This window comes from Ciceribacter sp. L1K23 (genome assembly GCF_018122705.1).
Classification (GTDB): domain Bacteria; phylum Pseudomonadota; class Alphaproteobacteria; order Rhizobiales; family Rhizobiaceae; genus Allorhizobium.
The window spans coordinates 3909750-3936638 of record NZ_JAGRRC010000001.1 but is presented as its reverse complement, the minus strand read 5'-3'; the positions used below and the strand labels follow the sequence as shown (position 1 = coordinate 3936638).

Genomic DNA, 26889 nt, shown 5'->3' with positions numbered 1-26889 from the left:
CCAACTGAAATGAATGCCGCGCAGGCGGTCCTGGCGAGACTATGGACATCGACATCGTACAGCTACCGGGCATCCTGAGGCGCCGCTGGAGTTACATCGCTATTTTGGCGGGCGTTGGATTTCTGTTCGCCCTGCTCTACGCGCTGCAAATCACCCCCCTCTATTCCTCATCGACGCAACTCATCATCGACACGCGCGACCTGACGGTCGACAATACGAATGGCGCATCGGCCGCGACATCATCGCAGCAGGAGCTGTCAAACCTCGACACCCAGCTTTATGTCGTGGTGTCGAGAGCCGTGCTCGACCGGGTCGTCAACGATCTCGACCTGACAGCGGACGATTTCCTGCTTCCCCCGGCGAGCCGACAAAAACTATCGGCCGAGGAGGTGCTGGCAGCGGCGTCTGGCGCATTGAAACAGCATCTCACGGCCGAACGGGCTGGCCAGTCCCAGGTTATCGTCGTGACGGCCCAGCATCCTGTCGCGGAGAAGGCCGCCAGGATCGCGAATTCGGTCGCTGACAATTATCTGAAGCAGATTGAGGAGACACGCGCTGACGCCGCTCGGCGTGCGAGTTCCGCCTTCCAGGTGCAGGCGGATGAACTGCGTGATCGCGTCCTGAAGGCAGAAGCAGCCGTCGAACGATTCAAGGCGGAGAACGATCTCGCGAGCACCGGAGAAGGCCGGTTGGTGATCGACCAGCAACTGGCAGGCCTCAACGAACAGCTCATCACCGCCCGCGGCCTCGAGGAACAGCAGCTCACGATATACGAACAGGCAAAGCGTCTGACGATGGAGGGTATCAAATCCGGCGGAATTCCGGAGGCTCTCCAATCCCAGACCATCGAGGTCTTGCGCGATCGCTATGTCCAGTTGCTCGATCGCCAGACCCAACTTGAAGCCAATCTAGGCGCCAATCATCCGCAACTGCGCGCGATCCGCTCGCAGGTCGCCAACATGCAGAGAGCGATCGAACTTGAACTGGCGCGGCTTCGGCAGTCCATGGAAAGCAGCTACCAGCGGGCGGCCGCAAACACGGAGGCTCTGCAGCGACGACTTGAGAACCTGACGAAAAGCAGTTTCGACTCCGGGAACTCGCAGATCCGGCTGCGCCAGCTGGAGAGCGAAGCCGAAACCGTCCAGGTACTCTACAAGTCCTTCCTCAACAGGGCGGAGTCACTGGGCCAGCAGCAGAGCCTTAAGACCAACAATTCGAGGGTGATCACCGTCGCGACGCCCGGAGCGGGCACGTCCAGGCTCGTGCTTTTGATTATTGTGGTCGCGGGGCTCACGTTCGGCATCATCCTCGGCTCCGTTGTTGCGGTCGCTCATGAAATCGTGGTGCGCACTTTCGCGGACAGCAAAGACGGCGCGGAAGAAGAGGATATCCCCATCCTGGCGCAGCTTCCCGATCACAGGCCCCCATCGCAAAACGGCTTATGGTCACGAATGGTGTCGTCTCGAAGCCGGACAGAGGCGGATCGTGCAGCCGAGTGGAATAAGAAGATAACCGTGCTGGCACGCCAGCTGGCGGACGAGGTCGGGGAAGAACCGTCACCGTCGCTGGTGTTCGTTTCGAAAGACAAGCCAAGGGGCGCAGCGGCTGATCTCGTCCCCGATCTTGTCCAGGCACTCGTCGATCTGGGCTATGACGTCCGCTATGCGGCTGGCAGCTGGGAGCGTGCCGAAACGCGGCACAGGGCGGGGCGCCCGAGCTTGGTCAATGCTATCGGCAGGGATCAAATCAATATGGGAAGAAATCCTGATCAATTGAAATATCAGTACTTTTCAAGTGGCACCCAGGGCCGTCGGGTGGCTGGCCGACCGAGCGTGTCCCGCTACATAGGTGCGCCTCCAGAAGGCCCTTTCCTGACGATCGTGAATGCCTGCGGAACCGACGCCATGGCGGGTCTGGACGCTCTTTTGCCGATAGCGAGCGCGGCCATAGTCGTCCAGGAAGACCGTACGGACATCGCGCCTGTCCTCGATCGTCTTGACGGTTGGCACGACATAATCATGGGACGTATCGTCGTCGAGAACGGGGACTAACTCGGTGGCGGCGACCAAAATGGAAACTGTAAACGGAAGATCGGGCGTCGCATGGAAGGGTCGACGCGCATCGTCTACCCCGGATCATGTTTCATATACATCCCAAACAACCGCGCCCGCCTATGTGTCTCCCCTGGCGATAATGGCGGTAATGGGCTCGCTGACGCTCAACCTCTTCCTCTGTTTCGTAAACACGCGGGTCTTCGGGATCGGCCAAAGCCATCTGATGCTGGCCGAAATGGCAGTGGTGGGTACCGCTCTCGTAGCGGCCATGAGCAGGCAGATCGGACTGTATGCGGTTGCTGCTCTCTTCTGCAGCTATATCGTCTTTCTATCGGCTCTGAGGCAGGAGAATGACCTGAAGGTGCTGCGCGATGTATTGATCGCAATCGCCTTCTATTTCATGGGCCTCCGTTCGGCCAATCTGAAACTTGCGGACCGGCTTGTCGCGGCGAGCGCGGTTCTCGTGCTGCTCGTGGGCTTCTTCGAGTATTTCGCGACGGACGTCTATCTCCAGTATTTCAACATCCTCGGCTATTACATTGCCCGCGGGACCATCAAGGTTGAAGAAGCGTTCGGGGCCACGACCGGGCTTTTCGGCAGCGGAATGCGCCCCGAGGCGCGAACATTGCTGCCCTTTCTCGGCGAACACCGGGTCTCCTCCGTCTTTCTTGAACCGGTGTCGGCCGGAAACTACGGTGCGCTGATCTATTGCTGGGCTCTGACGCGCGCCGGCATGAGGTGGCGACGCTTTGTGGTCATGGCGGCTCTTGCGGTGATCATCATGGCCGACGCCCGGTTCGGCTTTTTCACCTGTATCCTGGTCACGTTGCTGCTGCCATTCTTTCGGATAATTCCCAAACTGGTCTGGTTCGTAGCACCGTTTCTTCTCCTCGCCGCCCTGGCATCCTACGGGATTATCAGTCAGACGGACGGTGGCGCCAATGACATAGCCGGGCGCTTCAATGTGACGGCACACCTGCTGGCCCAACTGTCCCCCTCCGTCGTTTTCGGATGGCAGACAACGGATCAGTTTACGGCGGACTCCGGCTTCGCCTATACCTTGACGCAATTCGGAATTGTCGGGTTCATCATGCTGTGGGGCGCAGCGGTTTATGCCCCCGCCAGGACTGCGGGCGGCTGGCGATTTCACGCAGCGGTGCTAGTCTATCTGTTGCTTCTGATGCTGATCAGTAATTCGTTCTACTCGATCAAGACCGCCGGCTTGATGTGGTTCCTCGTCGGCGTGATGGACAAGGTCGATCTCGCTGCACTGGGGCAGCGACCTAGAGCCGCCAAGGGCACCTACGGTGAGAGCTCCTTGCCTGGAACTAATGCTCCAGCGCCGCACAGATCTTTCCGGAGGAATCGGAAAGGAATGGCTGAAGCGCCGAAAGTTGGGGCCGGTCGCCTTTCCCGGTCGGCTGGATATTGAGCGGTTCGCTTTCCGGCCACCAGTCACCTGCAACCCAATAAGCCCACCCGACCCAGACATCGTCGGCGGTCTCGACGACCGCGGTGGCCTCCTCCAGCCCCGTGCGGCAGGAGGCGTCGGTCGGAACACCAAATTCTCCGAGATAGCCGCGCTTGCCGTTCTCCCGAAGCCAGGTCGTAAAGGTCTGCAAGGCAGCGATGGCGTCGTCCGCTCGGCTGCAATTGCCCTTTGTTCCGGAAAAGTCGTCGTCGAAGTACTGATGAACCTCATAGGCAAAATTGTCAGCCGGATCGACGACACCGAGCATGACCGTTGCGTGGTTCCCGCCGTCTTCATCCCGTTGCCACGCGTGTGCGCCGGTCCAATGCGTACCCGGAACCAAGACCAGATTGTTCGCATCGACGGCGCGAATGGCTGCGATCGCAGCGTTTGTCGCTGACACCCATTGGTGTGTCGGAATGTCGAATGGCTCGTTCATCAAACCGAAAGAGATGTCGTTGGCGTTGGCGAAACGCTCCGCCAGTCGCCCCCAAAAGTCCGCGAAGGCTGCATCATCAGGCAGGTCCGGCGAGCCGACCACTTTATCGCGGTATCGGGCGTAATTGTGCGGATCGAGAACGACGCTCATTCCGAACTGTCGGGCGAGCACAACCGCTTCCTCGATGAGGCGCAAATGATCGGGATCGAGCTCCTTGAACAGCTCTGGCTGCAGTCGCTCCCACCGGAACGGGAGCCGGATCGAGGTAAAACCCTTTTCGGCGAAATAGGCGACCGTGTGCTCCGACGGATAGACGTAGTCCTGGAAAACGTTGCCGCCGTCTCCTCCGAACTCGGCCCCGGAAAGGTTTATTCCCCGAAGACAGCCACTGGCGTTTGCTGGCGTCTGGCCTGCGAGGCCAAGCACGAGGAGCCCGGAAGCCAAAATCCTGTTGACCGCGTTGCCGTCTCTTCCGATCATGACCGCCCTGTCCTCTTTCCGGAAGACTAGATACCGGGCTATCACCGGTCAATGCCGCGTCGCCTTTATGGTTGACGACCGACCAACCAGATCGAGAGTTTGGCGTTCATGACCACACCGCTTGCGACGTCGCCGGAGAGCGTCGGTATCGTGCTCATCCCTGGCTTCGCGCTGATGTGCTATGCGTCCGCCGTGGAACCGCTTAGAGCCGCCAATCTGTTGGCGGGTCGGGAACTCTACCATGTCACCACGTTCGCGCCGGAGGGCGTTTCTGTCACATCCTCTTCGGGCGCGGTGGTTCCCTGCGTACCGATGGGATCGGCAAAGCAGAGGGTCGACAGCCTCTTCGTCATCGCCGGAGGGCATCCTTCCGGATGGAATTGGCCCGTCGTTCACAAGGTCTTGCGTGGAGCGGCGCGCGAAGGCGTCACCTTGGGGGGTATATCGGGAGGCCCGTATCTGCTTGCCGCGGCCGGTCTTCTGGCCGGCTATCGGTTCACGATCCATTGGGAGCATACGCCGGCGCTTCGTGAAGCCTTCCCCGATTTAAGGCCGGTCCCGGCTCGCTACGTGGTCGACCGGAACCGGTTGACATGCGGAGGCGGTATCGCCCCTCTCGACATGATGCACGCCCTGATCGCGCAGCGACACGGTGCGGCATTCGCGACGAAAATCAGCGACTGGTATCTTCATACGCACGTGGGTTCGTCCGCCGCTCCCCAGCGTGCATCGGCCGCCGAGCGTCATGGTCTGCACCATGAAGGCCTGCTTTCCGTTTTGGAGAAGATGGAGACGACGCTTGAGGCTCCACTCGACCGCTCGGCGATGGCCCGCTTTGCCGGCGTCAGCGAACGCCACCTCGACAGGCTGTTTGCGACGCACCTGTCCTCGACATTCACGGCAGAATATCGGCGATTGAGGCTTGAGCAGGCCCGAACACTGCTTCAGCAGAGTGCGCTGACGATATCGGAAATCGCGGTGGCATGCGGGTATTCTACGCCGGCCCACTTCGCGCGGTCTTATCGTCAGCAGTACGGTACCGCCCCAAGTGCGACCAGACAACGTTGAGGGGGCACTTACCGCCATTCAAGTTTAGTTTCCCCAAATGAAATTTTTTTTCCCTTAATTGATCGCGCCTACGTCGTCTGCTAAGTCGTAGAGCAAGGTTGCCGGTCCGGAACGGGAGAAGACGCGATGTGCGGAATCGTCGGGTTGTTTTTGAAGGATGAGGCGCTCGAGCCGCTTCTTGGCACGCTGCTGTCGGACATGCTGGTGACCATGACCGACCGCGGCCCCGACAGCGCAGGCATCGCCATCTATGGCAACCATTCCACAGGCAACGCCAAACTTACCGTTCAGTCTTCCAAACCTGCCGAGGACTTCGTCGGGCTCGCGGATCAGCTGTCGGTCCAGCTCGGCGTCGCCGTTGGGATTGAGCAAAAAAGCACACACGCCGTTCTCGGTCTGCCTGGGGCAAACCTGGAGGCTGCGCGCGACTGGATCACCGCAAACCGTTCTGGGATCCGGATCATGAGCGCTGGTGAAACCATAGAGATCTATAAGGAGACCGGGCTTCCGCGGGACGTCGTATCCCGCTTCGGCATCCGCGCCATGAGCGGTTCCCACGGGATAGGCCACACTCGAATGGCGACGGAGTCAGCTGTGACGACGCTCGGTGCCCACCCGTTTTCAACTGGCGCCGACCAGTGCCTGGTCCACAACGGCTCGCTGTCCAATCACAACAACCTGCGGAGGGAACTGCGAAGGATCGGGATGACCTTCGAAACGGAAAACGATTCCGAAGTCGCCGCCGCCTACCTGACGGCAGAAATGGCGCGCGGAAAGAACCTCGGCGAGGCGCTCGGGGGCGCCGTGGAGGACCTTGATGGTTTCTTCACCTTTGTCGTCGGAACCAAATCGGGTTTCGGGGTCTTGCGCGACCCGATCGCCTGCAAGCCGGCCGTGATGGCGGAAACCGACCAGTATGTTGCTTTCGGCTCGGAGTACCGCGCCCTGGTCGGTCTGCCCGGCATAGAGACAGCCCGCATATGGGAGCCGGAGCCCGCGACCGTCTATTTCTGGGACCACGAGAAGACCGCCTGAGGACATCATGCAGACATTTGATCTCGCCACGAGCCCGCTTCGTGAACTGAACGAGGCCCTCCACGCCGTGGCCAGCGGCAGCAACCATACCCACTTCGAAGTGTTGAACCCACGCGGCAGCCATTCGGTCGCCGTCGGTGTCGATGCCCCTGTCACGGTCGATGTGCAGGGCAATGTCGGCTACTATTGCGCCGGCATGAACGCCCAGGCGACCATCAATGTTCATGGCTCCGCCGGGCCGGGTGTCGCCGAAAACATGATGTCGGGCACCGTGGTTATCGACGGTGACGCAAGCCAGTACGCCGGCGCCACCGGCCGCGGCGGGCTCCTCGTAATCAAGGGCAATGCCGCCTCCCGCTGCGGCATCTCGATGAAGGGGATCGACATCGTCGTGCGCGGCAATATCGGCCACATGTCGGCCTTCATGGCACAGTCGGGTAACCTCGTGGTCTTGGGTGACGCCGGCGAAGCTTTGGGCGACAGCCTCTACGAGGCGAGGCTTTTCGTTCGCGGCAATGTCAGGAGCCTCGGCGCGGACTGCATCGAAAAGGAAATGAGACCGGAGCATCTCGATCTGCTGCGCTCGCTTTTGCAGCGGGCCGAAATCACGGACGCCGATCCGGCCGACTTCAAACGCTATGGCTCTGCTCGCAAGCTCTACAATTTCAACATCGACAACGCCGACGCCTATTGAGCGGGGAGAGATCAGATGAGCTATCGCAACCCGACCACCACGCCGCGCAAGTCAGCCACCTTCGATGACTATACCCTTTCCGAAATCCGGCGCGCTGCGGCAACCGGCATTTACGACATTCGCGGCGGCGGCGCCAAGCGCAAGGTCCCGCACTTCGACGACCTTTTGTTTCTCGGCGCCTCGATTTCGCGCTATCCGCTGGAAGGCTACCGCGAACGATGCGACACCAACGTCGTGCTGGGCTCTCGCTTCGCGAAAAAACCGATCGAACTGAAAATCCCGATCACCATTGCCGGCATGAGTTTCGGCTCCCTCTCGGGCCAGGCCAAGGAGGCTTTGGGCCGCGGTGCCAGCCTTTCGGGGACTTCGACGACCACTGGCGACGGCGGCATGACGGAAGAAGAACGCGGTCATTCCTCGATCCTCGTCTACCAGTATCTCCCCTCCCGCTACGGCATGAATCCGCGCGACCTGCGCCGCGCCGATGCGATCGAGGTGGTCGTCGGCCAAGGCGCGAAACCTGGCGGTGGCGGCATGCTGCTGGGCCAAAAGATTTCCGACCGCGTCGCGGAGATGCGAACCCTCCCCAAGGGCATCGACCAGCGCTCGGCCTGCCGGCATCCCGACTGGACCGGGCCGGATGATTTGGAGATCAAGATCAATGAACTGCGTGAGATAACCGACTGGGAAAAGCCGATCTATGTGAAGGTCGGCGGCGCCCGCCCCTATTATGACACGGCTCTCGCCGTGAAGTCGGGTGCCGACGTCGTTGTTCTCGACGGCATGCAGGGCGGCACGGCCGCGACCCAGGAAGTGTTTATCGAGCATGTCGGCATGCCGACCCTCGCCTGCATACGCCCGGCCGTGCAGGCGCTGCAGGACCTCGGCATGCACCGGAAAGTCCAGCTCATCGTCTCCGGCGGCATCCGCAACGGTGCCGATGTCGCGAAGGCGCTGGCGCTCGGCGCGGACGCAGTCTCGATCGGCACCGCTGCGCTTGTCGCGATCGGCGACAACGATCCTCGCTGGGAGGCGGACTACAACGCCCTTGGCACCACCGCCGGCGCCTATGACGATTGGCATGAGGGCAAGGATCCCGCCGGCATCACGACGCAGGATCCTGAACTCTCCAAACGTCTCGATCCTGTCGCCGCCGGTCGTCGCCTCGCAAACTATCTCAAGGTCATGACGCTGGAGGCGCAGACGATCGCGCGCGCCTGCGGCAAGAACCACGTTCACAATCTCGAACCGGAAGATCTCTGCGCCCTTACCATCGAGGCCGCCGCGATGGCCCAGGTACCGCTTGCCGGCACCGGCTGGATACCCGGCAAGGGAGGCTTCTGACCAATCTTCAGTCTCACCATCAAAGTGTCGTCCATAAAATCCATAAGGGGAACGAAATGACACTGGATCTCGAAAGCTATGCAAAGGCGCATGGCGTCAAATATTTTATGATCAGTTACACGGATCTCTTCGGCGGACAGCGCGCCAAGCTTGTACCCGCCGCAGCGATCAAGGCCATGCAGGAGGAAGGCGCGGGTTTCGCGGGTTTTGCGACATGGCTCGACATGACGCCGGCTCACCCGGATCTCTTCGCCTTGCCGGACGCGTCGTCCGTCATCCAGCTTCCGTGGAAGAAGGAGGTCGCCTGGGTCGCCGCCGACTGCTGGATGGAGGGAAAACCGGTGGAACAGGCTCCGCGCAACGTGCTGAAGAAGCTGATAGCGGAAGCAGCCGAAAACGGAATGCGTGTGAAGACCGGCGTCGAAGCGGAATTCTTCCTGATCTCGGCCGACGGCAGCGAGATTTCCGACGGTGCCGATACGGCTGAGAAACCCTGCTACGACCAGCAAGCCCTCCTGCGACGCTATGACGTGATTTCCGAAATCTGCGACTACATGCTGGAACTCGGCTGGCGCCCGTATCAAAACGATCACGAGGACGCCAACGGCCAGTTCGAAATGAACTGGGAATTCGACGACGCGTTGAAGACGGCGGACAAGCACTCCTTTTTCAAATTCATGGTGAAGTCGGTCGCGGAAAAGCACGGATTGCGGGCGACATTCATGCCGAAGCCCTTCAAGGGCCTGACGGGCAACGGCTGCCACTGCCACATCTCTGTCTGGGACAACGACGGCAAGATCAACGTCTTCGCCGACGACGGCGCGGAATTCGGGCTTTCCGAAAAGGGGAGAAACTTCCTCGGCGGCATTATGGCCCATGCCTCGGCGATCGCCGCGATCACCAATCCGACCGTCAATTCCTACAAGCGCATCAACGCCCCCCGGACCATATCCGGTGCGACCTGGTCCCCGAACACCGTTACCTGGACAGGCAACAACCGCACCCACATGGTTCGCGTGCCGGGTCCAGGGCGGTTCGAACTGCGTTTGCCGGATGGTGCCGTCAACCCCTACTTGCTCCAGGCGGTGATCATCGCCTGCGGTCTGAATGGCGTGAGAACCGTGGCGGATCCCGGACCGCACCACGACATCGACATGTACCAGGAAGGTCATCTGGTGAAGGACGCTCCCCGTCTTCCGCTCAATCTTCTCGACGCCTTGCGTGCCTACGACGGGGATACGCTGCTGAAGGACGCAATGGGAACGGAGTTTTCCGCCGCCTATCTTAAGCTCAAGCACAACGAATGGAACGCCTATGCCGGCCATTTCACCGAGTGGGAGCGTCTGACGACGCTCGACATCTAGGACGGCAACGGACGCATCCCTTCGCAACGGGCGACATCTCATCCTCGTCGGCGCCGGACCTTTCCGGCGCCTTTTGATTGGGATAGACACGGCCAGCGAGTTTTTGCGCGAGGAGAAAGCATACCGATGACCAGTTATGTATTGACGGTTTCCTGCAAGTCGACCCGGGGCATAGTCGCCGCCATTTCCGGCTATCTGGCGGAGCAGGGTTGCAACATCGTCGACTCCTCCCAGTTCGATGACCTCGACACCGGCAAGTTCTTCATGCGCGTCAGCTTCATCTCGGAGCAGGGCATCAAGCGCGACAAGCTGGACGCGGGTTTTGCACCGGTGGCGGAAAAGTTCGCCATGACCTGGGAACTCCATGACGCCGCACAGCGCATGAAAGTCCTGTTGATGGTGTCACGCTTCGGCCATTGCCTCAACGACCTGCTCTACCGCTGGAAGATCGGCGCGCTGCCGATCGACATCGTCGGTGTCGTCTCCAACCACTTCGAATACCAGAAGGTCGTCGTCAACCACGACATCCCCTTCCACCACATCAAGGTCACCAAAGACAACAAGCCGCAGGCCGAGGCGCAGCTCCTCGATCTCGTCGACCAGACCGGAACCGAGCTCATTGTGCTCGCCCGCTACATGCAGGTTCTCTCCGACAGCCTTTGTGCGAAGATGTCCGGCAAGATCATCAACATCCACCACTCCTTCCTGCCAAGCTTCAAGGGTGCAAACCCCTACAAGCAGGCCTTTGAGCGCGGCGTGAAGCTGATCGGCGCGACGGCTCACTATGTCACGGCCGATCTCGACGAAGGCCCGATCATCGAGCAGGATACGGTGCGAGTGACCCACGCGCAGTCGCCAGACGACTACGTCTCTCTGGGCCGCGATGTCGAAAGCCAGGTTCTTGCCCGCGCCATCCACGCGCATATCCATCACCGGACCTTCATTAACGGAAACCGCACCGTTGTCTTCCCGGCGAGCCCCGGCTCCTACGCATCCGAGAGAATGGGCTGAGCAGTCCCGGCCGAGGGATCGGCTTCTGCGAGGAACACCAATACATTAGCCGTGCGTTCAGCGGATGGACGCACGGCTTTCCTCTGATAATCTGGCGCGAATCGATTTCGGGAGAGATGGGTCATGCCGGATACCGCACTGCTTGAGCGAACGGCGCTGCCGCGACCATCCATCTCAGCGGACCACGCGGCGGAGATTGTCGAGCGGCATTACGGTATCCAGGGGACTATCCGGGAACTCGGCAGCCAGCAGGATCGCAACTACCTCGTCGACACCGGTGAAGACAGGTTCGTTCTCAAGATTTGTCATTCGGAATACGCGACGAGGGAACTTGAGGCGCAGAACCATGCCATGCGCCACCTCGCGCGACAAGAAAACATGCCCCGGGTGCCGCAGCCGGTGGCAAACGGCGCTGGGGCGGAAATCTTCCGCGAAACTGTCGACGGGCGTGATTATCAGTTCCGGCTGCTGACCTTCCTCGATGGTGAACCGCTGACGAGGCGCAAACACCTCGCAGAACCCGTCGTCCGGCAACTCGGCACGCTGTCCGCTCGCGTGGCGACCGGATTGGCGGAATTCCGGCATCCCGGACTGGAGAGAGACCTGCAATGGGACCTGAGAAAGGCCGGACCCATTGCGCTTTCGCTTCTTGCCGGATTAAGCGATCACCAGAAACGCGACCGCATCGCCAAGGCCATGATCGCAGCCATGCGCCGTCTGAAGCCACTGACGTCGGACCTTCGCACGCAGGCGATTCATCACGATATAACCGACGACAACGTGGTCGGGATGCTTCAAAGAGATGGGCGTGTGCATCCCGATGGGGTCATCGACTTTGGCGACGTGCTGAATGGGTGGCTCGTAGCCGATCTCGCCGTGACCTGCGCATCGCTGCTGCACCATGCCGATGGCGATCCTTTCTACATTCTTCCTGCAATCGAGGCCTATCACGCCATCTATCCTCTGAAAGAGAGCGAACTCAGGGCCTTGTGGCCGCTGGTCGTGGCGCGCGCCGGCATCCTCGTCGCAAGCAGCGAGAAGCAGCTGTCGATCGAACCGGACAACGACTATGTGCTCGGCAACATCGAGCACGAATGGACGATTTTCGATATAGCCACCTCCGTCCCATTATCGCTGATGGAAACTGCGATCCTCCGGCGCCTGGGTCTCGGGCGGGACATGACATTGCCAGCCATCGGCCGGCTGTTGCCGGATTTGCCGCCGGAGCAGTTCGGGCTCACGGATCTGTCGGTGCAAAGTCTCGACTTCATTGCGGACAATTGGGCGGACCAGGAAATCGACTGGAAGCTCCTGGCGAAGGCCGCCGCTTCGACGGGGGTCGCAACCACGCGCTATGGCGAACATAGACTCTCCTATACGAAGGTGAGAAGCGAGCGCGAACCCGCTACGTTCGCCCTGCACGTCGACGTCTGCCTGCCGGCTGCCTCGCGCGCGATTGCACCATTCGCCGCCGTTATCAGCCGCAATGGTCATCGCCTCATGCTGCGGTCGGACGACCTCGTCCTGCACGTGGACGGCCTGGATTGCCCCCTTGATGAGGGTATGACGGTCGACGCTGGACAAGACATCGGCTTGATCGCCGGCGAGCCTGGGTCCGTTGGCGGACTTCGTCTGCAGTTGTGCCGGGATCCCGACCTTGTTCCACCCTTGTTCTCGCGCCCCAGCCATGCCGGCGCATGGTCGGACCTTTGCCCCTCTCCATCCGCCCTCCTCGGGCTAGACATTGAGGCACCGCGTCTGCGTCAAGAGGAGCTGCTTGCACTGCGCCACCGGCATTTCGCGAAGCCGCAAAAGAACTATTACGCCCACCCGCCCGAGATCGAGCGCGGCTGGAAGGAGCATATGTTTGCCATCGACGGCCGGTCCTATCTTGACATGGTCAACAACGTGGCGATCCTGGGCCACGCCGACCCGAGACTCGCCCGCGCCGTGGGTCGGCAATGGGCGATGCTGAACACAAACTCCCGTTTCCACTACGCTGCCGTAGCAGAATTTTCAGCCAGGCTTGCTCAGTTGGCGCCGGACCCGCTGGATACCGTATTCCTGGTCAACAGCGGTTCGGAAGCCGTGGATCTGGCTCTGCGTCTTGCATGGGCCCATACCGGCTCACGCAACACGATCAGTCTGCTGGAGGCCTACCACGGCTGGACCGTCGCCAGCGATGCGGTATCGACTTCCATTGCCGACAACCCGCGGGCGCTCGAAACGCGACCGGACTGGGTTCATCCGGTCACGGCACCAAACACGTATCGCGGACCCTTCCGGGGGCCGCAGTCGACACGTCACTATCTCGAATCGGTCCGCGCCAAATTGGAGGAAATCGACGAGAGCGGCGGGGGTTTGGCAGGTTTCATCTGCGAAAGCGTCTATGGCAATGCCGGTGGCATACCTCTTCCGCCCGGATATCTGAAGGAAGTCTATGTCCTCGTTCGCGAGCGGGGCGGCGTCTGCATAGCCGACGAGGTACAGGTCGGATACGGTCGGCTCGGCCACCACTTCTGGGGATTCGAGCAGCAGGCAGTGGTTCCCGATATCATCACCGTCGCGAAGGGCATGGGCAATGGCCAGCCGCTCGGCGCCGTCATTACCACACGGGCGATCGCCGACAGCCTCGAACGGGAGGGCTATTTTTTCTCTTCCGCGGGAGGAAGCCCTGTCAGTTGTGTCGTGGGGATGACAATTCTCGACATCATGCGCGACGACCGCCTCCAGGAAAATGCACGGATCGTTGGCGATCACCTGAAGGCGCGACTCGAGGCCATCGTCCAGCGTTTCCCCCTCGCCGGCGCCGTTCACGGGATGGGACTGTATCTCGGACTGGAATTCGTCCGTGATCGCGAGACGCTCGAACCGGCTACGGAGGAGACAGCAGGAATCTGCGATCGTCTGCTCTCTCTCGGCGTCATCATGCAGCCCACCGGAGATCACCTGAACGTCTTGAAGATAAAACCACCGCTTTGCCTGTCGCGCGAAAGCGCCGACTTCTTCGCTGACATGCTCGAAAAGGTTCTTTCGGAGGGCTGGTAGGATATGTACGTCGCCAACCACCCACCCATTTCTTTGAGATGACATAGAATTACGGTAGCCTCGGCTATGGCCAAAATACTTTCCATCGCACTGAACCCAGCAATCGACATTTCTGGCGAGGCCGAAAAGGTCCAGCACACCCACAAGACCCGCACCCATAACCAACAGCAACATCCCGGTGGCGGTGGCGTCAATGTCGCGCGCGTGATCGCGGAACTGGGCGGCACCTGTGATCTGCTCTACCTGTCCGGAGGTGCCACGGGAACATTGTTGAATGCGATGCTCGAACCACTACCGATCGGGCTGAAGCCGCTCCCGATGCACGATCCTGTCCGTGTCGCCTACAATGTCCGCGACATGTCGACCAATCTCGAATACCGCTTCGTACCGGAAGGCCCGCTGGTCACCCAAGAGGAACTGGCGTCCGTCTTCGATGCGGTGGAGACGAGCGAGGCCGACTATGTCGTTGCCAGTGGCAGCCTGCCGCGCGGCGCGCATGAAGATACCTATGCGCGCATGGCCGACATCGTGAGTCGGCGCGGCGGACGCTTCATCCTGGATACCTCGGGAGAGGCTTTGAAGGCCACTCTACGGCAGTCTCACGTCTTCCTGGTCAAGCCAAGTTTCGGCGAACTCCAGAGTTTCGTCGGGCGCAAGTTGCACCACGGCAATTTAGGTCCCGTAGCGCAAACGCTGACCAGGGATGGCGTTGCCGACTATATTGCGGTTACCCTCGGAGGCGATGGTGCGATCCTGGCCACTGCCGACGAGATCATCCATCTGCCCGCGATCGAAGTAGCGGTGCAGTCTGCCGTCGGTGCCGGCGACAGTTTTGTCGCCGCGATGACCTGGGCGATCTCGCAAGGCTGGAATGTCGAACAGGCCTTCCGCTTCGGAGTGGCGGCTGGCGCTGCTACCGTTATGACGTCAGGCACGGAACTCTGCCGCCGTCAGGACGTCAATGACCTCTACGCGAGCCATACCGGCTGCTGACCGACACTGGATGGCATGTCCATCGGCCTGCGACGCTCGGCGGCCAAGTTATTACTTGTCATTTCAACTCAAGTTTATTATCGGAGAACCATCGCCGCATTGCTTGGCGCGCGCTGCCATGCCGCGTGTCGAACGTATCAATTTTTTGAAAGGGCGTCCCGATGATCGATCGCCGGATGGGACAGACCATCGCGTTTCTTTTCGTTCTGTGTGCCGCAGTCGCCGGACCGCGCGCTGCGTTTTCCCAGGCGGCACAGACACCCGCCACAAGTCCCGCACCGACGGAGGCAATGTCGCCACCTCAACCGATGTCCGTCGAGCAGTCGACTCCAGCCACGACCATTCCTTCCCCCACGCCGGAAAAACCGTCCGTCGCGACGGATGTGGAAGCCACCGAAGCCGGACCGGCGATCTCCACTGCGCGGGCAGACATCCCGCATGATCTGTCTCCCATGGGCATGTTTCTCGCCGCCGACTGGGTCGTGAAGTCGGTGATGATCTCGCTTGCCTTCGCATCGCTGGTCACCTGGACTGTATGGCTGGCAAAATCGCTGCAGATGGCCGGTGCGCGTGGCCGGGCGACGGGAGCGCTGAAGCGGATCGGCAGCGCCCGCACCCTCGACGCGGCACTTCAGGCGGTTGGCAAACGTCGTGGCGTCGTCCCGACAATGCTTCAGGCCGCTCACGAAGAACTCAGATACTCCGACGCCGCTATCGATCACTCTGGCAATTCCGGCGCCAAGGAGCGTGTGGGTTCGGCATTATCGCGCATAGAAATCCGCGCCGGCCGCCGCATGGCCAAGGGAACCGGCGTACTGGCAACGATCGGCTCGACCGCACCCTTTGTCGGCCTGTTCGGTACCGTCTGGGGGATCATGAACTCCTTCATCGGGATTTCCGAATCCAACACCACGAACCTCGCGGTGGTCGCACCGGGTATCGCCGAAGCTCTCCTCGCCACAGCCATCGGCCTCGTCGCGGCCATTCCGGCCGTCATCATCTACAACGTCTTCGCCCGTTCGATCACCGGGTATCGGCAACTGCTCGGCGATGCTGCCGCCGAAATCGAACGCCTGGTCAGCCGCGACCTCGATTTCCGTAAAGTTCCGGGGACGGCAGCGGCCGCCAAGATAAAACTTGTGACGGAGTAGGAGCATGGCCGGCGGAATCCGTGAAAACAATGGCGCCGACGAGCTGGTCGAGAACCATGAGATAAACGTCACACCGTTCATCGACGTCATGCTCGTTCTCCTGATCATCTTCATGGTCGCGGCACCGCTGGCGACAGTCGATGTCAACGTCGACCTGCCGGCATCGACCGCGACCCCGGCAGAGAGACCGGACGAACCCGTTTATGTCACCTTGCAGGCGGACCGGACGTTGAACCTGAACAACGATCTTGTCGCCTCCGAGGGACTGGCCCGCGAACTAGACCGGGTAACCTCCGGTAACAAGGAAACGCGTATATTCCTGCGAGCCGACAAGACGGTCGGCTACGGGGAGTTCATGGATGTGATGAACCTTCTCCGCGACGCCGGATACCTCAAGATCGCCCTGGTCGGTCTGGAAGCGATCCCGCAGCCGGTCTCGCCGGCGGAGGAGACGCCGCAGGAGGAACCGCGCTAATGCCGTCAGGTCACCTGCGTAAAAGCGCGTCATTCGGCGAACTGGCCCTGTGGACCGCCGCCGGGCTGGTGGTGTTTGCGGCGCATGCGGGTGCTGTCATGGCGGTGCTGCGTGAGCCGCCTCCGGCTGCGGCCGATTCCGCGCCTCCGGCAGCGATCATGATCGAGCTGGCAGCCGAACCGGAAGCGATCGAAACGGACGAAACCCAGCTCGTTCCGGATGAGGTCGACGCCGAAGAGATCAAGACGGAAACGATAGAGCCCCCGAAGGAACCGGTGGAAGAACCGCAGCCGGAACCGCAGCCTCTGCCCGAGCCAGTAGAGGAGCCGATACCGGAAGCGACGCCCGAACCTGAACCCGAGGTCGTCGAAAAAGTGGAAGAACCGCTGCCTGAGCCCCCAGACGAGCTTGAGCCGCTTCCGGAACCGGTGGAGGAAATCGATCCGATCGAAGAGATGGCACTCGCGCAACTCGAAAACGTCGAGGTGCCACTCCCGATGGCGCGGCCGCCGCTTCCCGAAAAGCCGAAGGACAAGCCGAAGAAGGTTGAAAAACCCGCTCCGGCAGCCTCACAGGCTGCCCGCAAGGCGAAGGCTGAGGTTAAGCAGTCAAATCGCGTGGCTGCCTCACAGACCAGCAGCACCGCAGGCAATGCGTCCGTGTCGCCGGCGAAATGGCAGTCTCGGCTGATGTCCCACCTGGAACGGCGCAAGCGGTATCCGTCCGAGGCTCGGAAGAAGAAAGAAGAAGGAACGGCCTACGTCCGCTTCACCATCGACACGTCTGGAAATGTTCTGTCGGTCTCCCTGTCTCGATCATCGGGATACCCGTCGCTGGATCAGGCCGTTGTCGACATGGTGCGGCGTGCATCCCCCGTGCCCGCCCCACCTCCGGGTGCCAACAGGACGATCGTGGCGCCGGTGCGATTTAACCTGCGCTGAGCTCCAACACCGCGTTCACAACCTGATCGATCGGACGGCTGGTATCGATACGATGCCAGCGAAGATCGCCCGGATCCCTCAGCAACTGGCGATGCAGGACGTCAAGGTTGGCATCAGACGGCCCCTTGGGACGGGAGATGACGCGGGACGCAAGCGTCTCCGCATCCGCTTCCAGCCATATACCGGTGAACGGCACGCCAAGCTTCGCCGCAAGAGCTTCCGTCGCGCTGCGCTCCTCTTCCCGATCGAAGACCGCATTGATGATCACGGTTCCGCCCGCCATCAGAAGCCGCTCCGCTTTCTCGCGCAGCGCGTCGTAGACTTTCTGCGAAACATTCTCCTGGTAGGCCGCCGACGGTAGGCGCTCGTTCGGACTTACGCCAAACATCGCCTTGCGGATGCGATCGCTTTCCTCGATCCGGACACCAGGCGCACCGCTGACAAGAGGCGCCAGCCTCTCGGAAACAGTCGATTTCCCCGTACCGCTGAGGCCACCGACCACAACGAAGTGCGGCTTCCGCGGTGCCAGTAGGCATTCGGCCAACGCGAAATAGGACCGCGCCAACCTGGCGAGTTCGCCGAGATCTCCGGCACCTTCCTCGACCTGGGTTGCCGTCACGTGGGCGCGGACGGCCGCCCGGACCGCCATGAAGAAAGGCAGCAACGGGTAGCCCACCTCGTCGGCTGTCTGGTCAAGATACCGGTTCATGACGATGCTGGCGAGGTCGGCATGTCCGCGATGCCAGAGATCCATCAGCAAGAACGCGAGGTCATAGAGAACATCGACTGTGGCGATCTGGTCGTTGAAATCAATGCAGTCGAAAAGCCGCGGCCCGGCCGGGCTCATCACGATGTTTCTGAGATGCAGATCGCCATGACACAGCCTGACCTTGCCCGTTTTTTCGCGTTCATCGAGCGTCCGGGCATGGTCTGCCCACACGCGCCTGAATGTTCCGGTCAGTTCGGTGACACTGTCGATGTCGAACACATGGGAGGTGGCGAAACCGGCCTCGTTGATCGTCAACACGCCGGCCATATTTTGCGAGCCGCTTGTCTCCCGAACGACCGGAGCCTTTGCATGAAACCCCGCGATGATGGTCGCCGTCTCCTCCATCAGGGCAGGAGTAAGTTTGCCGTCCGCAACCATCCGGTCAAAAAGATCGTGCTGGGAAAACCGGACCATCTCGACCACGACCTCCACTGGTTCTCCTGGCCCATCAAAGGCGAGACTGCCATCCGCTTGGCGCGTGATGACGCGCACGCCCCGATAAAGCTCGGGCGTCGCGCGGCGGTTCAGTTCCACCTCACGGTCGCAGTAGGTCCGGCGCAGTGCGAGGCTTGAGAAGTCGACATAGGGCAGCCTGATCGCACGTTTCAGCTTGTAGGCCCGGTCTCCTGCAAGAAACACGATCGAGATATGGGTTTCGATCCGCCTGATGTCTTCGGAAAGACCATAGGTTTCAGGCGATTGTAGAAAGGCGATGGCGTCAGACTGGTCCTCAATGTGCATTGGACGGTCCAGAAATTGCTGGGGCATCCGATACTGGCGCAAAGAATGGGCACTGACCAGAGTGGCAAACGCCGCAGGTGTGAAAAGGCCACGACCGACTGGGCGTGGCCTTTTCTTATTGCATGATCAGTCGATGTCGAACTGGACGCCCTGCGCGAGCGGCAGCGTACGACCGTAATTCAGCGTATTGGTCGCCCGGCGCATATAGGCACGCCACGCATCCGATCCGGACTCGCGCCCGCCGCCGGTTTCCTTCTCACCGCCGAAGGCGCCACCGATTTCCGCCCCGGATGGGCCGATGTTCACATTGGCAATGCCGCAGTCCGACCCCCGCGCCGATAGGAAGGTCTCAGCCTCGCGCATGTCGTTCGTGAAGATCGATGACGAAAGCCCCTGCGGCACATCATTGTTCATCGCCAGCGCCTGGTCGAATTCCGAGTACTTCACGACATAGAGGATCGGCGCGAAGGTTTCGTCCAGCATGGGACCGGCCTGCGATGGCATCTCGACGATCGCGGGGCGAACATAATAGGCATCACCCGCATCATTTTGCAGCAGACGTTCTCCACCGGAGACCTTTCCTCCGGTAGCCCGTGCCGCCTCGAGAGCGTGCTGCATGCGATCGAACGCACCCTGGTCGATCAGAGGGCCGACAAGCGTCCCGTTTTCCAGCGGATTGCCCACCGTCACCGAACCATAGGCCTGCACCAGCCTCGGCACGAGCTTGTCATAGACATCCGCATGCACGAAGAGCCGGCGCAACGTCGTGCAACGCTGTCCCGCGGTACCCATGGCCGCGAAGGCTACGCCGCGCAGCGTCAGGTCGATATCGGCACTGGAGCCGACGATCGCCGCGTTGTTGCCACCGAGCTCGAGCAGCGAACGGCCAAACCGCGCCGCCACCTTCGGCCCGACAGCGCGACCCATGGCGGTCGAACCCGTTGCCGAGACCAGCGCTACCTTCGGGTTGTCGACCAGAGCCTCGCCGACCGTTCGTCCGCCGATCAGCAGGGTCGAGAGATGCGCGGGCGCCTTGCCGCCTTCGGCGACGAAGCGGGAGATCGCTTTGTCCAGGATGGCGTGGGTTGCAATCGCAGTGAGCGGGGTCTTTTCCGAGGGCTTCCACACGATCGAGTTGCCGCAGACAAGCGCAAGCGCTGCGTTCCACGACCAGACCGCGACGGGAAAGTTGAACGCGGAGATGATGCCCGTGACGCCGAGCGGATGCCAGGTCTCCATCATCCGGTGGTCGGCGCGCTCGGTCGCGATCGTCAGGCCGTAGAGCTGCCGGGAAAGGCCAACGGCAAAGTCGCAGATGTCGATCATTTCCTGGACTTCGCCGAGGCCCTCGGACGTGACCTTGCCGACCTCGATGGAAACGAGACGCCCGAGCTCCTGCTTATGGGCGCGAAGCTCCTCGCCGAGAAGACGAACCAGTTCGCCCCGCTTCGGCGCCGGCACCATGCGCCATTCGATGAATGCCCGGTGAGCCGCTTCGATGGCCGCGTTCGTGTCGGCGGACCCGACCTCCGCGACCTTGGCGATCTGCTCGCCATTGATGGGCGACCGCACGACCAGCGTGCCACCTGTTGATGTTTCGGCCGATACGCCGAGCTTTGACAGGATCGCGCTCGCTTCAGAGGCGAGTTTCAGGTTGGCGAGGGTCATGATGTTCCTTCTGATCTTTCTTGTCTATTTTTGACGGGCCTGCCGGCTAAAGCCGGGCCCCGGTGAAATGGGCGATCTGCGCCCCGGCCTCGTAATAGGCGCCCTTGAGCTGGCGGTATTTCGCTTCGACCACATCGCTCACGGGCAGTGGAAGATCGTCCTCCCCAATCTCTCCCAGGATGAGGCGAGCAAGCGTTTTCCCGAACACTGTTCCGGGAGCGATACCACGACCGTTGTAACCCGAAAAGCCGACGACATTCCGCCCGAACCTGTGGAAGCGCGGCACCGCATCCGGCGTCATGCCGATCTGCCCATACCACTCGGACTCGAAGGAAACCTCCCCAAGCTCGGGGAAAAGCTTCCGGATCGCGCGCCTTGCCCAGTCGCGGTGGATCGTCCGGCCCGTATTGCGAAGCGCACCGACGCTGCCGAACACCAGACGACCGGCCTTATCCATCCGGAAGGAGGAAAGGACTTCGCGTGTGTCCCAGCAGCCTTCGCGCCCTGGAAGGATACGCTTCAGCTGGCTGTCGGAAAGCGGCGCTGTTGCGAAATTGAAGTAGGGAAGCAGGACCTGCTCATTGCGAACCGCCTCCCAGGGACCGGCCGAATAGTATTCGGACGCGACGATGATCCAGTTCGCCGATACGGAGCCGGCGGCGGTCTTGACTGTCCAGCGACTGCCTTTCCGCTCGGTATGGACCGCGGCACTTCCCGTATAAATCTCGGCGCCGGCGGCGATGGCAGCCCTCGCGAGACCGCGCACATAGGCGAGCGGCTGCAGCGTGCCGGCACGCATGTCGAGCAACGAACCGGCATAGGCGTTGGTCCCTATGCGCGCTGCCGTTTCGTCCGCTGACAGCAAGCGGACGTCGGCGCCTCGCGCCGACCATTCCCTGAAACGCTGCTCAAGCTCTCTCAATCCGGACGCCCCAACCGCGCAGTGCAGCGTACCGTTCGTCTCCAGCTCGCAGTCGATACCGTGCTTGCCGATGACTTCTCGCACGAGATAAGGCGCGTTGCCCAGAAGATCGAGCGCGCGCTCGCCATGAACCGGACCGAGAACGTTCGGGATTTCGGACGGCAGCACCCACATGCCGGCGTTGATCAGGCCCACATTCCGGCCGGCGCCGCCAAAGCCGATTTCGGTCGCCTCCAGCACCACCGCCTTCACGCCGCCTTGGGCGAGATGCAGGGCCGCAGATATGCCGGTATAGCCGCCCCCGACGATGACGACGTCGGCATCCACATCTGTCTTCAGCACCGCGGTTTCCGGAGCGGGTGGGGCCGTCTTTTCCCAAAGCCCGTGAGAAAGCGGATCGTTCAGCATGGCTGTCTTCCAATGAACAGGACTGCCGGATTAGGGCAGCGAAGCTGGGCCGGATCGTGGGCCATTCCGGTTCGGTCTCAGGGCGAACCCGAAATAACCTCTGGAACCCCCGGTAGGTTGAATTTAGGAGAGGATTTTTCGGGGCTCCAGCGATATTTTCTCAAGAGTTCATTCCAGTGGGGTATAACATGTTGCCTGCCCGGCGCTTCCTTCCGTCGCTTTCGCTTCTCGCCGCCTTCGAAGCTGCGGCAAGGACCGGCAGCATCACGGCGGCAGCGAAGGAACTGGATCTCACGCAAAGCGCGGTCAGTCGTCAGATAAAGGCGCTTGAGAACCAGCTCGGCATCGAACTTTTCCTGCGCGAACGACAGACGATACGCCTGACGATCGCTGGAGAGAGCTATGCCCGCGAAATCCGCGATGCGCTCCAGAGAATATCGACCGCCTCGCTCAACCTTCGCGCCAATCCGAAAGGCGGTACGCTCAACCTCGCGATCCTGCCGACCTTTGGAACGCGCTGGCTGGCACCGAGGCTCGGAGCATTTTTGTCTGCCAATCCGGGGATCACGATCAACCTCGTCACTCGTCTACGCCCCTTCGACTTCCGTCTGGAATCGATCGATGCGGCAATCCATTTCGGCCAGCCTTCGTGGCCAGGTGGCGAATTGAGCTTTCTGATGAAGGAGACCACCCTCCCTTGCTGCAGCCCCGCGTTCAAGGCAATGCACAAACTCGATCAACCGGCCGACGTGCTCGATGTCCCGCTCCTGCATCTCGCAACACGTCCCGATGCCTGGGAGCGCTGGCTGACACATTGCAACGTTCCGTTCGAAAGCGTCACGGGCATGCTCTTCGACCAGTTCGCCACCGCCGCGCAGGCTGCGATCGGCGGCATCGGCGTGGCGCTTCTGCCGGTGTTCCTCATTCAGGAGGAGCTGCGGCGCGGCCAATTGGTCCCTGCGATCGATCGGGAAATCGAGAGCCGCGAGTGTTATTACCTTGCCTACCCCAAGGAACGCATGGATTACCCGCCACTCGCGGCCTTCCGGGAATGGATCACCGCGGAAATCGGGAGCACGGAGACCGGCCGACCCGATCTCGTTTCAACGGGCTGAACTGGGTTCGCAGGCTCAGGCCCCGCTCCCGGACAGCCAGCGCGCCATGCCCTCGGCCGCAGCGCGCCCCGTAGCGAGACAGGCAGTCAGCAGGTAACCCCCCGTCGGGGCCTCCCAGTCGAGCATTTCCCCGGCAGCGAAGACGCCGGGCCACCCCTTCAGCATGAAATTCCCGTCAACGGCCTCCCAAGCCACGCCACCGGCCGTGGAAATCGCTTCGTCGATCGGCCGAGGCCTGACAAGCGGCAGGCGCAGCGATTTGATCGCGGTCGCGAGATGCTCCGGATCCCGGCGAACGTCGTCGTCGACGAACTCCCGTACCAGAGCGGCTTTTACGCCGTCGAGACCAGTCGCTTTTCGCAGCCGATTGGAGAAGCTCGCTTTGGGATCAGTCCGTCGAAGTGCGGCAGCCAGGGCGTCCGCGCTGCGATCCGGAACAAGATCGAGCACGAACTCGCCCCTCCTCCCCGCCAGAAGATCGTCCCGGAGCGCCGACGCGTGACCGTAAACAAGGCTTCCTTCGATACCGTGACGCGTGATGACGAATTCCCCCCGGCTCGTCCCCGCGCTCGACGTCGCGACCACCGATTTGACCGGCGCGCCGGCAAAGCGATCGGAGAAGTAGGGTGTCCAGTTCATATCGAAACCACAATTGGCCGGAAGCAACGGCTTCAGGACGACCCCGCGATCCGCCAGGAGCGGCACCCATGATCCATCGGAGCCAAGCTTCGGCCAACTCGCCCCACCCAGAGCAAGAAGCAGCGCGTCATGCTCCACCGCAAGCGGACCGTCAGGCGTATCGAAAACGGCAAGCCGATCGCGGAAGCCGGTCCAGCGATGTCGCACGTGAATCCGCACGCCTTGCGCCTCGAGTCTCGCCCGCCAGGCCCGAAGAAGCGGTGATGCCTTCATTGCTTTGGGAAAGACACGGCCGGACGTGCCGACAAAGGTTTCCGCGCCCAGTCCGTCGGCCCATCTTCGAACCTGGTCTGACCCGAACCGGTCAAGCGCCATCCGCAACCTTTGAGCCGACGCTCCGTATCGCTGTTCGAAACGCTCGTGGGGTTCAGAATGGGTGAGGTTCAAGCCGGATTTCCCTGCGAGCAGGAATTTCCGTCCTATCGTCGGCATCGCCTCGTGGATATCCACGTCATATCCTGACCCCGAGAGCCATTCGGCGGCCGCAAGCCCGGCAGGTCCTCCACCAACGATAACGATTTTCCGTTTCGACATCGCTCGGCTTTAGCGCAAGCCACCACCCAAACCAAGCCTATGCGTTGCAAGGACTTTCGACTATAGAAGGCCCGAAGGAGATTGACGGGATGCCGGATGCCAGTTTCGATGTGGGAGCGCGCCTGAAGGAATTGCGCCTGTCGGCAAAGCTGTCGCAGCGAGATCTCGCCGGACGCGCCGGCGTGCCGCACGCGCAGATTTCCAATATCGAGCAGAACAAGACGAGCCCGTCCGTCTCCACGCTCCGCAAGATCCTGACAGGCCTCGACATGGGGCTCGCCGATTTCTTCGAGGAAGACAGAGTCCGTCGCGAAGGCCCCTTTTTCACCGAGGATGACCTTCTGGACCTGACGTCGCGCGTACCCGCCAATGCCGAGGGTCAGGGTATGCTGCTTCTGCGGCAGATCGGCGACGCGCGCGCCTACAATCTTCAGGTATTGCACGAGCAATACGCCCCGGGCGCCGATACCGGCGAAACACGCCTCCAGCATTTCTCGACCGAGGGCGGCTTCGTCGTCGAGGGCGAAATCGAGATCACTGTCGGGGACGAGGTGCGACTCCTGAAGGCAGGGGAAGCCTATCTGTTCGACAGCCGCATCCCGCACAGGTTCCGCAATGTCTCCGACCGCAAGGCCGTGGTCATATCGGCCTGCACACCACCCTATCTCTGACGCGAAGCATCGCGTTCAACTGTGCAGCCCCGGTGCCTCGTGGCCGGTGCGCTCGACATATTCCGTGTAACCACCGCCATACTGATGGATGCCCTCAGGCGTGAGCTCCAGCACCCGATTGGACAGCGCGGCCAGGAAATGCCGGTCGTGTGACACGAAGAGCATCGTACCCTCGAAGGCCGACAGGGCCTTGATCAACATTTCCTTCGTATCGAGATCGAGGTGGTTGGTCGGCTCGTCGAGAACCAGGAAATTCGGCGGGTCGAACAGCATGGCCGCCATCACAAGCCGTGCCTTTTCGCCACCTGAAAGCACCCTGCAACGCTTCTCGACATCGTCACCGGAAAAGCCGAAGCATCCGGAGAGCGCCCGCAGGGGCGCCTGTCCCGCCTTCGGAAAGCGCTCCTCCAGCCATTCCAAGACTGTGCTGTCACCATCCAGCAGGTCCATGGAGTGCTGCGCGAAATAGCCAAGCTTGACGCTCGCACCGATATTCACGGAACCCTTGTCCGGCTCGGCCGCCCCCGCAACCAGTTTTAGGAGCGTCGACTTGCCCGCACCGTTCACGCCGAGAATGCACCACCGCTCCTTCCGGCGCACCATGAAGTCGAGCCCCTCATAGATCGTGCGGCTGCCATAGGCTTTGTGCACACCCTTGAAGCTGGCGACATCTTCACCGGACCGCGGCGCGGGAAGAAAATCGAATGCCACCGTCTGGCGCCGACGGGGCGGCTCCACCCGCTCGATCTTGTCGAGCTTCTTGACCCTGCTCTGCACCTGCGCCGCATGCGAGGCGCGCGCCTTGAACCGCTCGATGAACTTGAGTTCCTTGGCCAGCATGGCCTGCTGGCGCTCGAACTGCGCCTGTTGCTGCTTCTCGTTTTGCGCCCGCTGTCCTTCGTAGAAGGTGTAGTCACCGGAATAGCTGGTGAGCGATCCGCCGTCGATTTCAATGATCTTCGTGACGATGCGGTTCATGAACTCGCGGTCGTGCGAGGTCATCAGCAGCGCACCGTCATAGTTTTTCAGAAAATCCTCAAGCCAGATCAGGCTTTCGAGATCGAGATGGTTGCTGGGCTCGTCCAGCAGCATTACGTCCGGTCGCATCAGCAGGATGCGCGCCAGCGCCACGCGCATCTTCCAGCCGCCCGAAAGCCGGCCGACATCGCCATCCATCATCTCGGGTGAAAATGACAGGCCCGCCAGCACCTCGCGCGCACGGCCCTCGAGCCCATAACCGTCGAGTTCCTCGTAGCGCGCCTGCACTTCGCCATAGCGCTCGATGATCGCGTCCATCTCGTCCATGCGGTCCGGATCGGACATCGCCGCCTCGAGTTCGCGAAGCTCCGCCGCGATCTCGCTGACCGGACCGGCGCCATTCATCACCTCGGCCACGGCCGGGCGGCCCGACATTTCACCCACATCCTGATTGAAATAGCCGATGGTGACACCCTTATCGACCGAGACCTGCCCCTCGTCCGGCAGTTCCTCGCCGGTGATCATACGAAACAGCGTCGTCTTGCCGGCGCCATTGGGTCCGACCAGCCCGATCTTTTCACCGCGATTGAGCGCGGCGGACGCTTCGATGTAGAGGATGCGGTGACTGTTGGACTTGCTAATATTCTCGATGCGGATCATGGGAACGCCTGCCTGGTTGCCCGTCGCCTATGCCACGCGGGACCGTGAAGGTCGAGGCCTTACATCTCGTCGAGTTATCGGAAAGAGCGGATGCGTCCGCAGCGGTGTCAGCGATTGTCAATGATACGCAGAGGTCTGGAACAGCGTTCATGCTGC

Annotated in this window: 21 protein-coding genes; 15 read left to right on the top strand and 6 right to left on the bottom strand. The window is 61.3% G+C overall.

The features are described 5' to 3' along the window. Positions 1-41: 41 nt before the first annotated feature. Positions 42-2051 (top strand): GumC family protein, encoded by a 2010-nt coding sequence (locus J5J10_RS19035; RefSeq protein ID WP_211931069.1) that lies wholly within the window; start codon positions 42-44, stop codon positions 2049-2051. A 151-nt stretch (positions 2052-2202) separates the two neighbouring features. After that, positions 2203-3486, top strand: coding sequence for a hypothetical protein (locus J5J10_RS19030; RefSeq protein WP_211931068.1), 1284 nt, complete (start codon positions 2203-2205; stop codon positions 3484-3486). On the opposite strand, the gene J5J10_RS19025 is transcribed toward J5J10_RS19030, so the two are convergent. Continuing rightward, positions 3383-4444: a glycoside hydrolase family 5 protein gene (locus J5J10_RS19025; protein WP_211931067.1), complete on the bottom strand. Its 1062-nt coding sequence runs from the start codon at positions 4442-4444 to the stop codon at positions 3383-3385. The two genes, J5J10_RS19030 and J5J10_RS19025, sit on opposite strands and share 104 nt — an antisense overlap. Positions 4445-4552: 108 nt before the next feature. Here J5J10_RS19025 and J5J10_RS19020 point away from each other — a divergent pair, with 108 nt between their 5' ends. From J5J10_RS19020 to J5J10_RS18970, 11 genes are all read left to right on the top strand, one after another. Next, complete coding sequence (locus J5J10_RS19020) at positions 4553-5512, top strand: GlxA family transcriptional regulator (protein ID WP_211931066.1); 960 nt, start codon at positions 4553-4555, stop codon at positions 5510-5512. A 126-nt stretch (positions 5513-5638) separates the two neighbouring features. Then, positions 5639-6547 (top strand): glutamine amidotransferase family protein, encoded by a 909-nt coding sequence (locus tag J5J10_RS19015; protein WP_211931065.1) that lies wholly within the window; start codon positions 5639-5641, stop codon positions 6545-6547. A 7-nt stretch (positions 6548-6554) separates the two neighbouring features. Beyond that, a complete protein-coding gene (locus J5J10_RS19010; RefSeq protein ID WP_211931064.1) occupies positions 6555-7241 on the top strand; it encodes a GXGXG domain-containing protein in 687 nt (228 codons plus the stop codon). Positions 7242-7256: 15 nt separating this feature from the next. After that, the gene (locus tag J5J10_RS19005; protein WP_208547707.1) at positions 7257-8585 is read left to right on the top strand and encodes an FMN-binding glutamate synthase family protein; all 1329 of its coding nucleotides are present in this window, start codon (positions 7257-7259) and stop codon (positions 8583-8585) included. A gap of 56 nt (positions 8586-8641) precedes the next feature. Further along, positions 8642-9949, top strand: a complete 1308-nt coding sequence (gene glnT, locus J5J10_RS19000; RefSeq protein WP_211931063.1) for a type III glutamate--ammonia ligase — start codon at positions 8642-8644, stop codon at positions 9947-9949. Between the two features lie 126 nt (positions 9950-10075). Then, a complete protein-coding gene (gene purU / locus J5J10_RS18995) occupies positions 10076-10960 on the top strand; it encodes a formyltetrahydrofolate deformylase (protein WP_208547709.1) in 885 nt (294 codons plus the stop codon). 123 nt (positions 10961-11083) lie between these two features. Continuing rightward, positions 11084-14008: an aminotransferase gene (locus J5J10_RS18990; RefSeq protein WP_211931062.1), complete on the top strand. Its 2925-nt coding sequence runs from the start codon at positions 11084-11086 to the stop codon at positions 14006-14008. A gap of 66 nt (positions 14009-14074) precedes the next feature. After that, on the top strand, positions 14075-15001 hold the full coding sequence (locus J5J10_RS18985; RefSeq protein WP_211931061.1) for a 1-phosphofructokinase family hexose kinase: 927 nt from the start codon (positions 14075-14077) through the stop codon (positions 14999-15001). A 161-nt stretch (positions 15002-15162) separates the two neighbouring features. After that, entirely contained in the window at positions 15163-16152 is a 990-nt protein-coding gene (gene exbB / locus J5J10_RS18980) for a tonB-system energizer ExbB (RefSeq protein ID WP_211931060.1), read from the top strand. 4 nt (positions 16153-16156) lie between these two features. After that, positions 16157-16627 (top strand): TonB system transport protein ExbD, encoded by a 471-nt coding sequence (gene exbD, locus J5J10_RS18975; protein ID WP_211931059.1) that lies wholly within the window; start codon positions 16157-16159, stop codon positions 16625-16627. Next, positions 16627-17568, top strand: coding sequence for an energy transducer TonB (locus J5J10_RS18970; protein ID WP_211931058.1), 942 nt, complete (start codon positions 16627-16629; stop codon positions 17566-17568). Before exbD ends, J5J10_RS18970 begins: the two co-directional genes overlap by 1 nt. Here the strand turns inward: J5J10_RS18970 and J5J10_RS18965 are convergent. The 3 genes from J5J10_RS18965 to J5J10_RS18955 all read right to left on the bottom strand — a co-directional run bounded on the left by J5J10_RS18965 (position 17555) and on the right by J5J10_RS18955 (position 22076). Next, entirely contained in the window at positions 17555-19078 is a 1524-nt protein-coding gene (locus J5J10_RS18965; protein WP_211931057.1) for a bifunctional aminoglycoside phosphotransferase/ATP-binding protein, read from the bottom strand. The genes J5J10_RS18970 and J5J10_RS18965 overlap by 14 nt on opposite strands. Positions 19079-19204: 126 nt before the next feature. Beyond that, positions 19205-20746, bottom strand: a complete 1542-nt coding sequence (locus J5J10_RS18960; RefSeq protein ID WP_211931056.1) for an aldehyde dehydrogenase family protein — start codon at positions 20744-20746, stop codon at positions 19205-19207. A 46-nt stretch (positions 20747-20792) separates the two neighbouring features. Then, positions 20793-22076, bottom strand: coding sequence for an FAD-binding oxidoreductase (locus J5J10_RS18955; protein WP_211931055.1), 1284 nt, complete (start codon positions 22074-22076; stop codon positions 20793-20795). A gap of 188 nt (positions 22077-22264) precedes the next feature. Between J5J10_RS18955 and J5J10_RS18950 the strand changes: the two genes are divergently transcribed. Further along, positions 22265-23191 carry a LysR family transcriptional regulator gene (locus J5J10_RS18950; protein WP_211931054.1) on the top strand — a complete coding sequence of 309 codons (927 nt, stop codon included), beginning with the start codon at positions 22265-22267 and terminating at the stop codon, positions 23189-23191. A gap of 15 nt (positions 23192-23206) precedes the next feature. Here J5J10_RS18950 and J5J10_RS18945 read toward each other — a convergent pair whose 3' ends face one another. Continuing rightward, positions 23207-24424: a TIGR03862 family flavoprotein gene (locus J5J10_RS18945; RefSeq protein WP_211931053.1), complete on the bottom strand. Its 1218-nt coding sequence runs from the start codon at positions 24422-24424 to the stop codon at positions 23207-23209. Between the two features lie 89 nt (positions 24425-24513). On the opposite strand from J5J10_RS18945, the gene J5J10_RS18940 reads away from it, so the two are divergent. Next, a complete protein-coding gene (locus J5J10_RS18940) occupies positions 24514-25095 on the top strand; it encodes a cupin domain-containing protein (protein WP_211931052.1) in 582 nt (193 codons plus the stop codon). Positions 25096-25110: 15 nt separating this feature from the next. Here J5J10_RS18940 and abc-f read toward each other — a convergent pair whose 3' ends face one another. Continuing rightward, positions 25111-26733, bottom strand: coding sequence for a ribosomal protection-like ABC-F family protein (abc-f, locus tag J5J10_RS18935; protein ID WP_211931051.1), 1623 nt, complete (start codon positions 26731-26733; stop codon positions 25111-25113). Positions 26734-26889 lie beyond the last annotated feature (156 nt).

What these genes read in the sequence shown, in the direction of transcription:
- J5J10_RS19035 (WP_211931069.1), top strand. Translation starts at nt 42, where the DNA reads ATGGACATCGACATCGTACAGCTACCGGGCATCCTGAGGCGCCGCTGG.
- J5J10_RS19030 (WP_211931068.1), top strand. Translation starts at nt 2,203, where the DNA reads ATGGGCTCGCTGACGCTCAACCTCTTCCTCTGTTTCGTAAACACGCGG.
- J5J10_RS19025 (WP_211931067.1), bottom strand. Translation starts at nt 4,444, where the DNA reads ATGATCGGAAGAGACGGCAACGCGGTCAACAGGATTTTGGCTTCCGGG.
- J5J10_RS19020 (WP_211931066.1), top strand. Translation starts at nt 4,553, where the DNA reads ATGACCACACCGCTTGCGACGTCGCCGGAGAGCGTCGGTATCGTGCTC.
- J5J10_RS19015 (WP_211931065.1), top strand. Translation starts at nt 5,639, where the DNA reads ATGTGCGGAATCGTCGGGTTGTTTTTGAAGGATGAGGCGCTCGAGCCG.
- J5J10_RS19010 (WP_211931064.1), top strand. Translation starts at nt 6,555, where the DNA reads ATGCAGACATTTGATCTCGCCACGAGCCCGCTTCGTGAACTGAACGAG.
- J5J10_RS19005 (WP_208547707.1), top strand. Translation starts at nt 7,257, where the DNA reads ATGAGCTATCGCAACCCGACCACCACGCCGCGCAAGTCAGCCACCTTC.
- glnT (WP_211931063.1), top strand. Translation starts at nt 8,642, where the DNA reads ATGACACTGGATCTCGAAAGCTATGCAAAGGCGCATGGCGTCAAATAT.
- purU (WP_208547709.1), top strand. Translation starts at nt 10,076, where the DNA reads ATGACCAGTTATGTATTGACGGTTTCCTGCAAGTCGACCCGGGGCATA.
- J5J10_RS18990 (WP_211931062.1), top strand. Translation starts at nt 11,084, where the DNA reads ATGCCGGATACCGCACTGCTTGAGCGAACGGCGCTGCCGCGACCATCC.
- J5J10_RS18985 (WP_211931061.1), top strand. Translation starts at nt 14,075, where the DNA reads ATGGCCAAAATACTTTCCATCGCACTGAACCCAGCAATCGACATTTCT.
- exbB (WP_211931060.1), top strand. Translation starts at nt 15,163, where the DNA reads ATGATCGATCGCCGGATGGGACAGACCATCGCGTTTCTTTTCGTTCTG.
- exbD (WP_211931059.1), top strand. Translation starts at nt 16,157, where the DNA reads ATGGCCGGCGGAATCCGTGAAAACAATGGCGCCGACGAGCTGGTCGAG.
- J5J10_RS18970 (WP_211931058.1), top strand. Translation starts at nt 16,627, where the DNA reads ATGCCGTCAGGTCACCTGCGTAAAAGCGCGTCATTCGGCGAACTGGCC.
- J5J10_RS18965 (WP_211931057.1), bottom strand. Translation starts at nt 19,078, where the DNA reads ATGCACATTGAGGACCAGTCTGACGCCATCGCCTTTCTACAATCGCCT.
- J5J10_RS18960 (WP_211931056.1), bottom strand. Translation starts at nt 20,746, where the DNA reads ATGACCCTCGCCAACCTGAAACTCGCCTCTGAAGCGAGCGCGATCCTG.
- J5J10_RS18955 (WP_211931055.1), bottom strand. Translation starts at nt 22,076, where the DNA reads ATGCTGAACGATCCGCTTTCTCACGGGCTTTGGGAAAAGACGGCCCCA.
- J5J10_RS18950 (WP_211931054.1), top strand. Translation starts at nt 22,265, where the DNA reads ATGTTGCCTGCCCGGCGCTTCCTTCCGTCGCTTTCGCTTCTCGCCGCC.
- J5J10_RS18945 (WP_211931053.1), bottom strand. Translation starts at nt 24,424, where the DNA reads ATGTCGAAACGGAAAATCGTTATCGTTGGTGGAGGACCTGCCGGGCTT.
- J5J10_RS18940 (WP_211931052.1), top strand. Translation starts at nt 24,514, where the DNA reads ATGCCGGATGCCAGTTTCGATGTGGGAGCGCGCCTGAAGGAATTGCGC.
- abc-f (WP_211931051.1), bottom strand. Translation starts at nt 26,733, where the DNA reads ATGATCCGCATCGAGAATATTAGCAAGTCCAACAGTCACCGCATCCTC.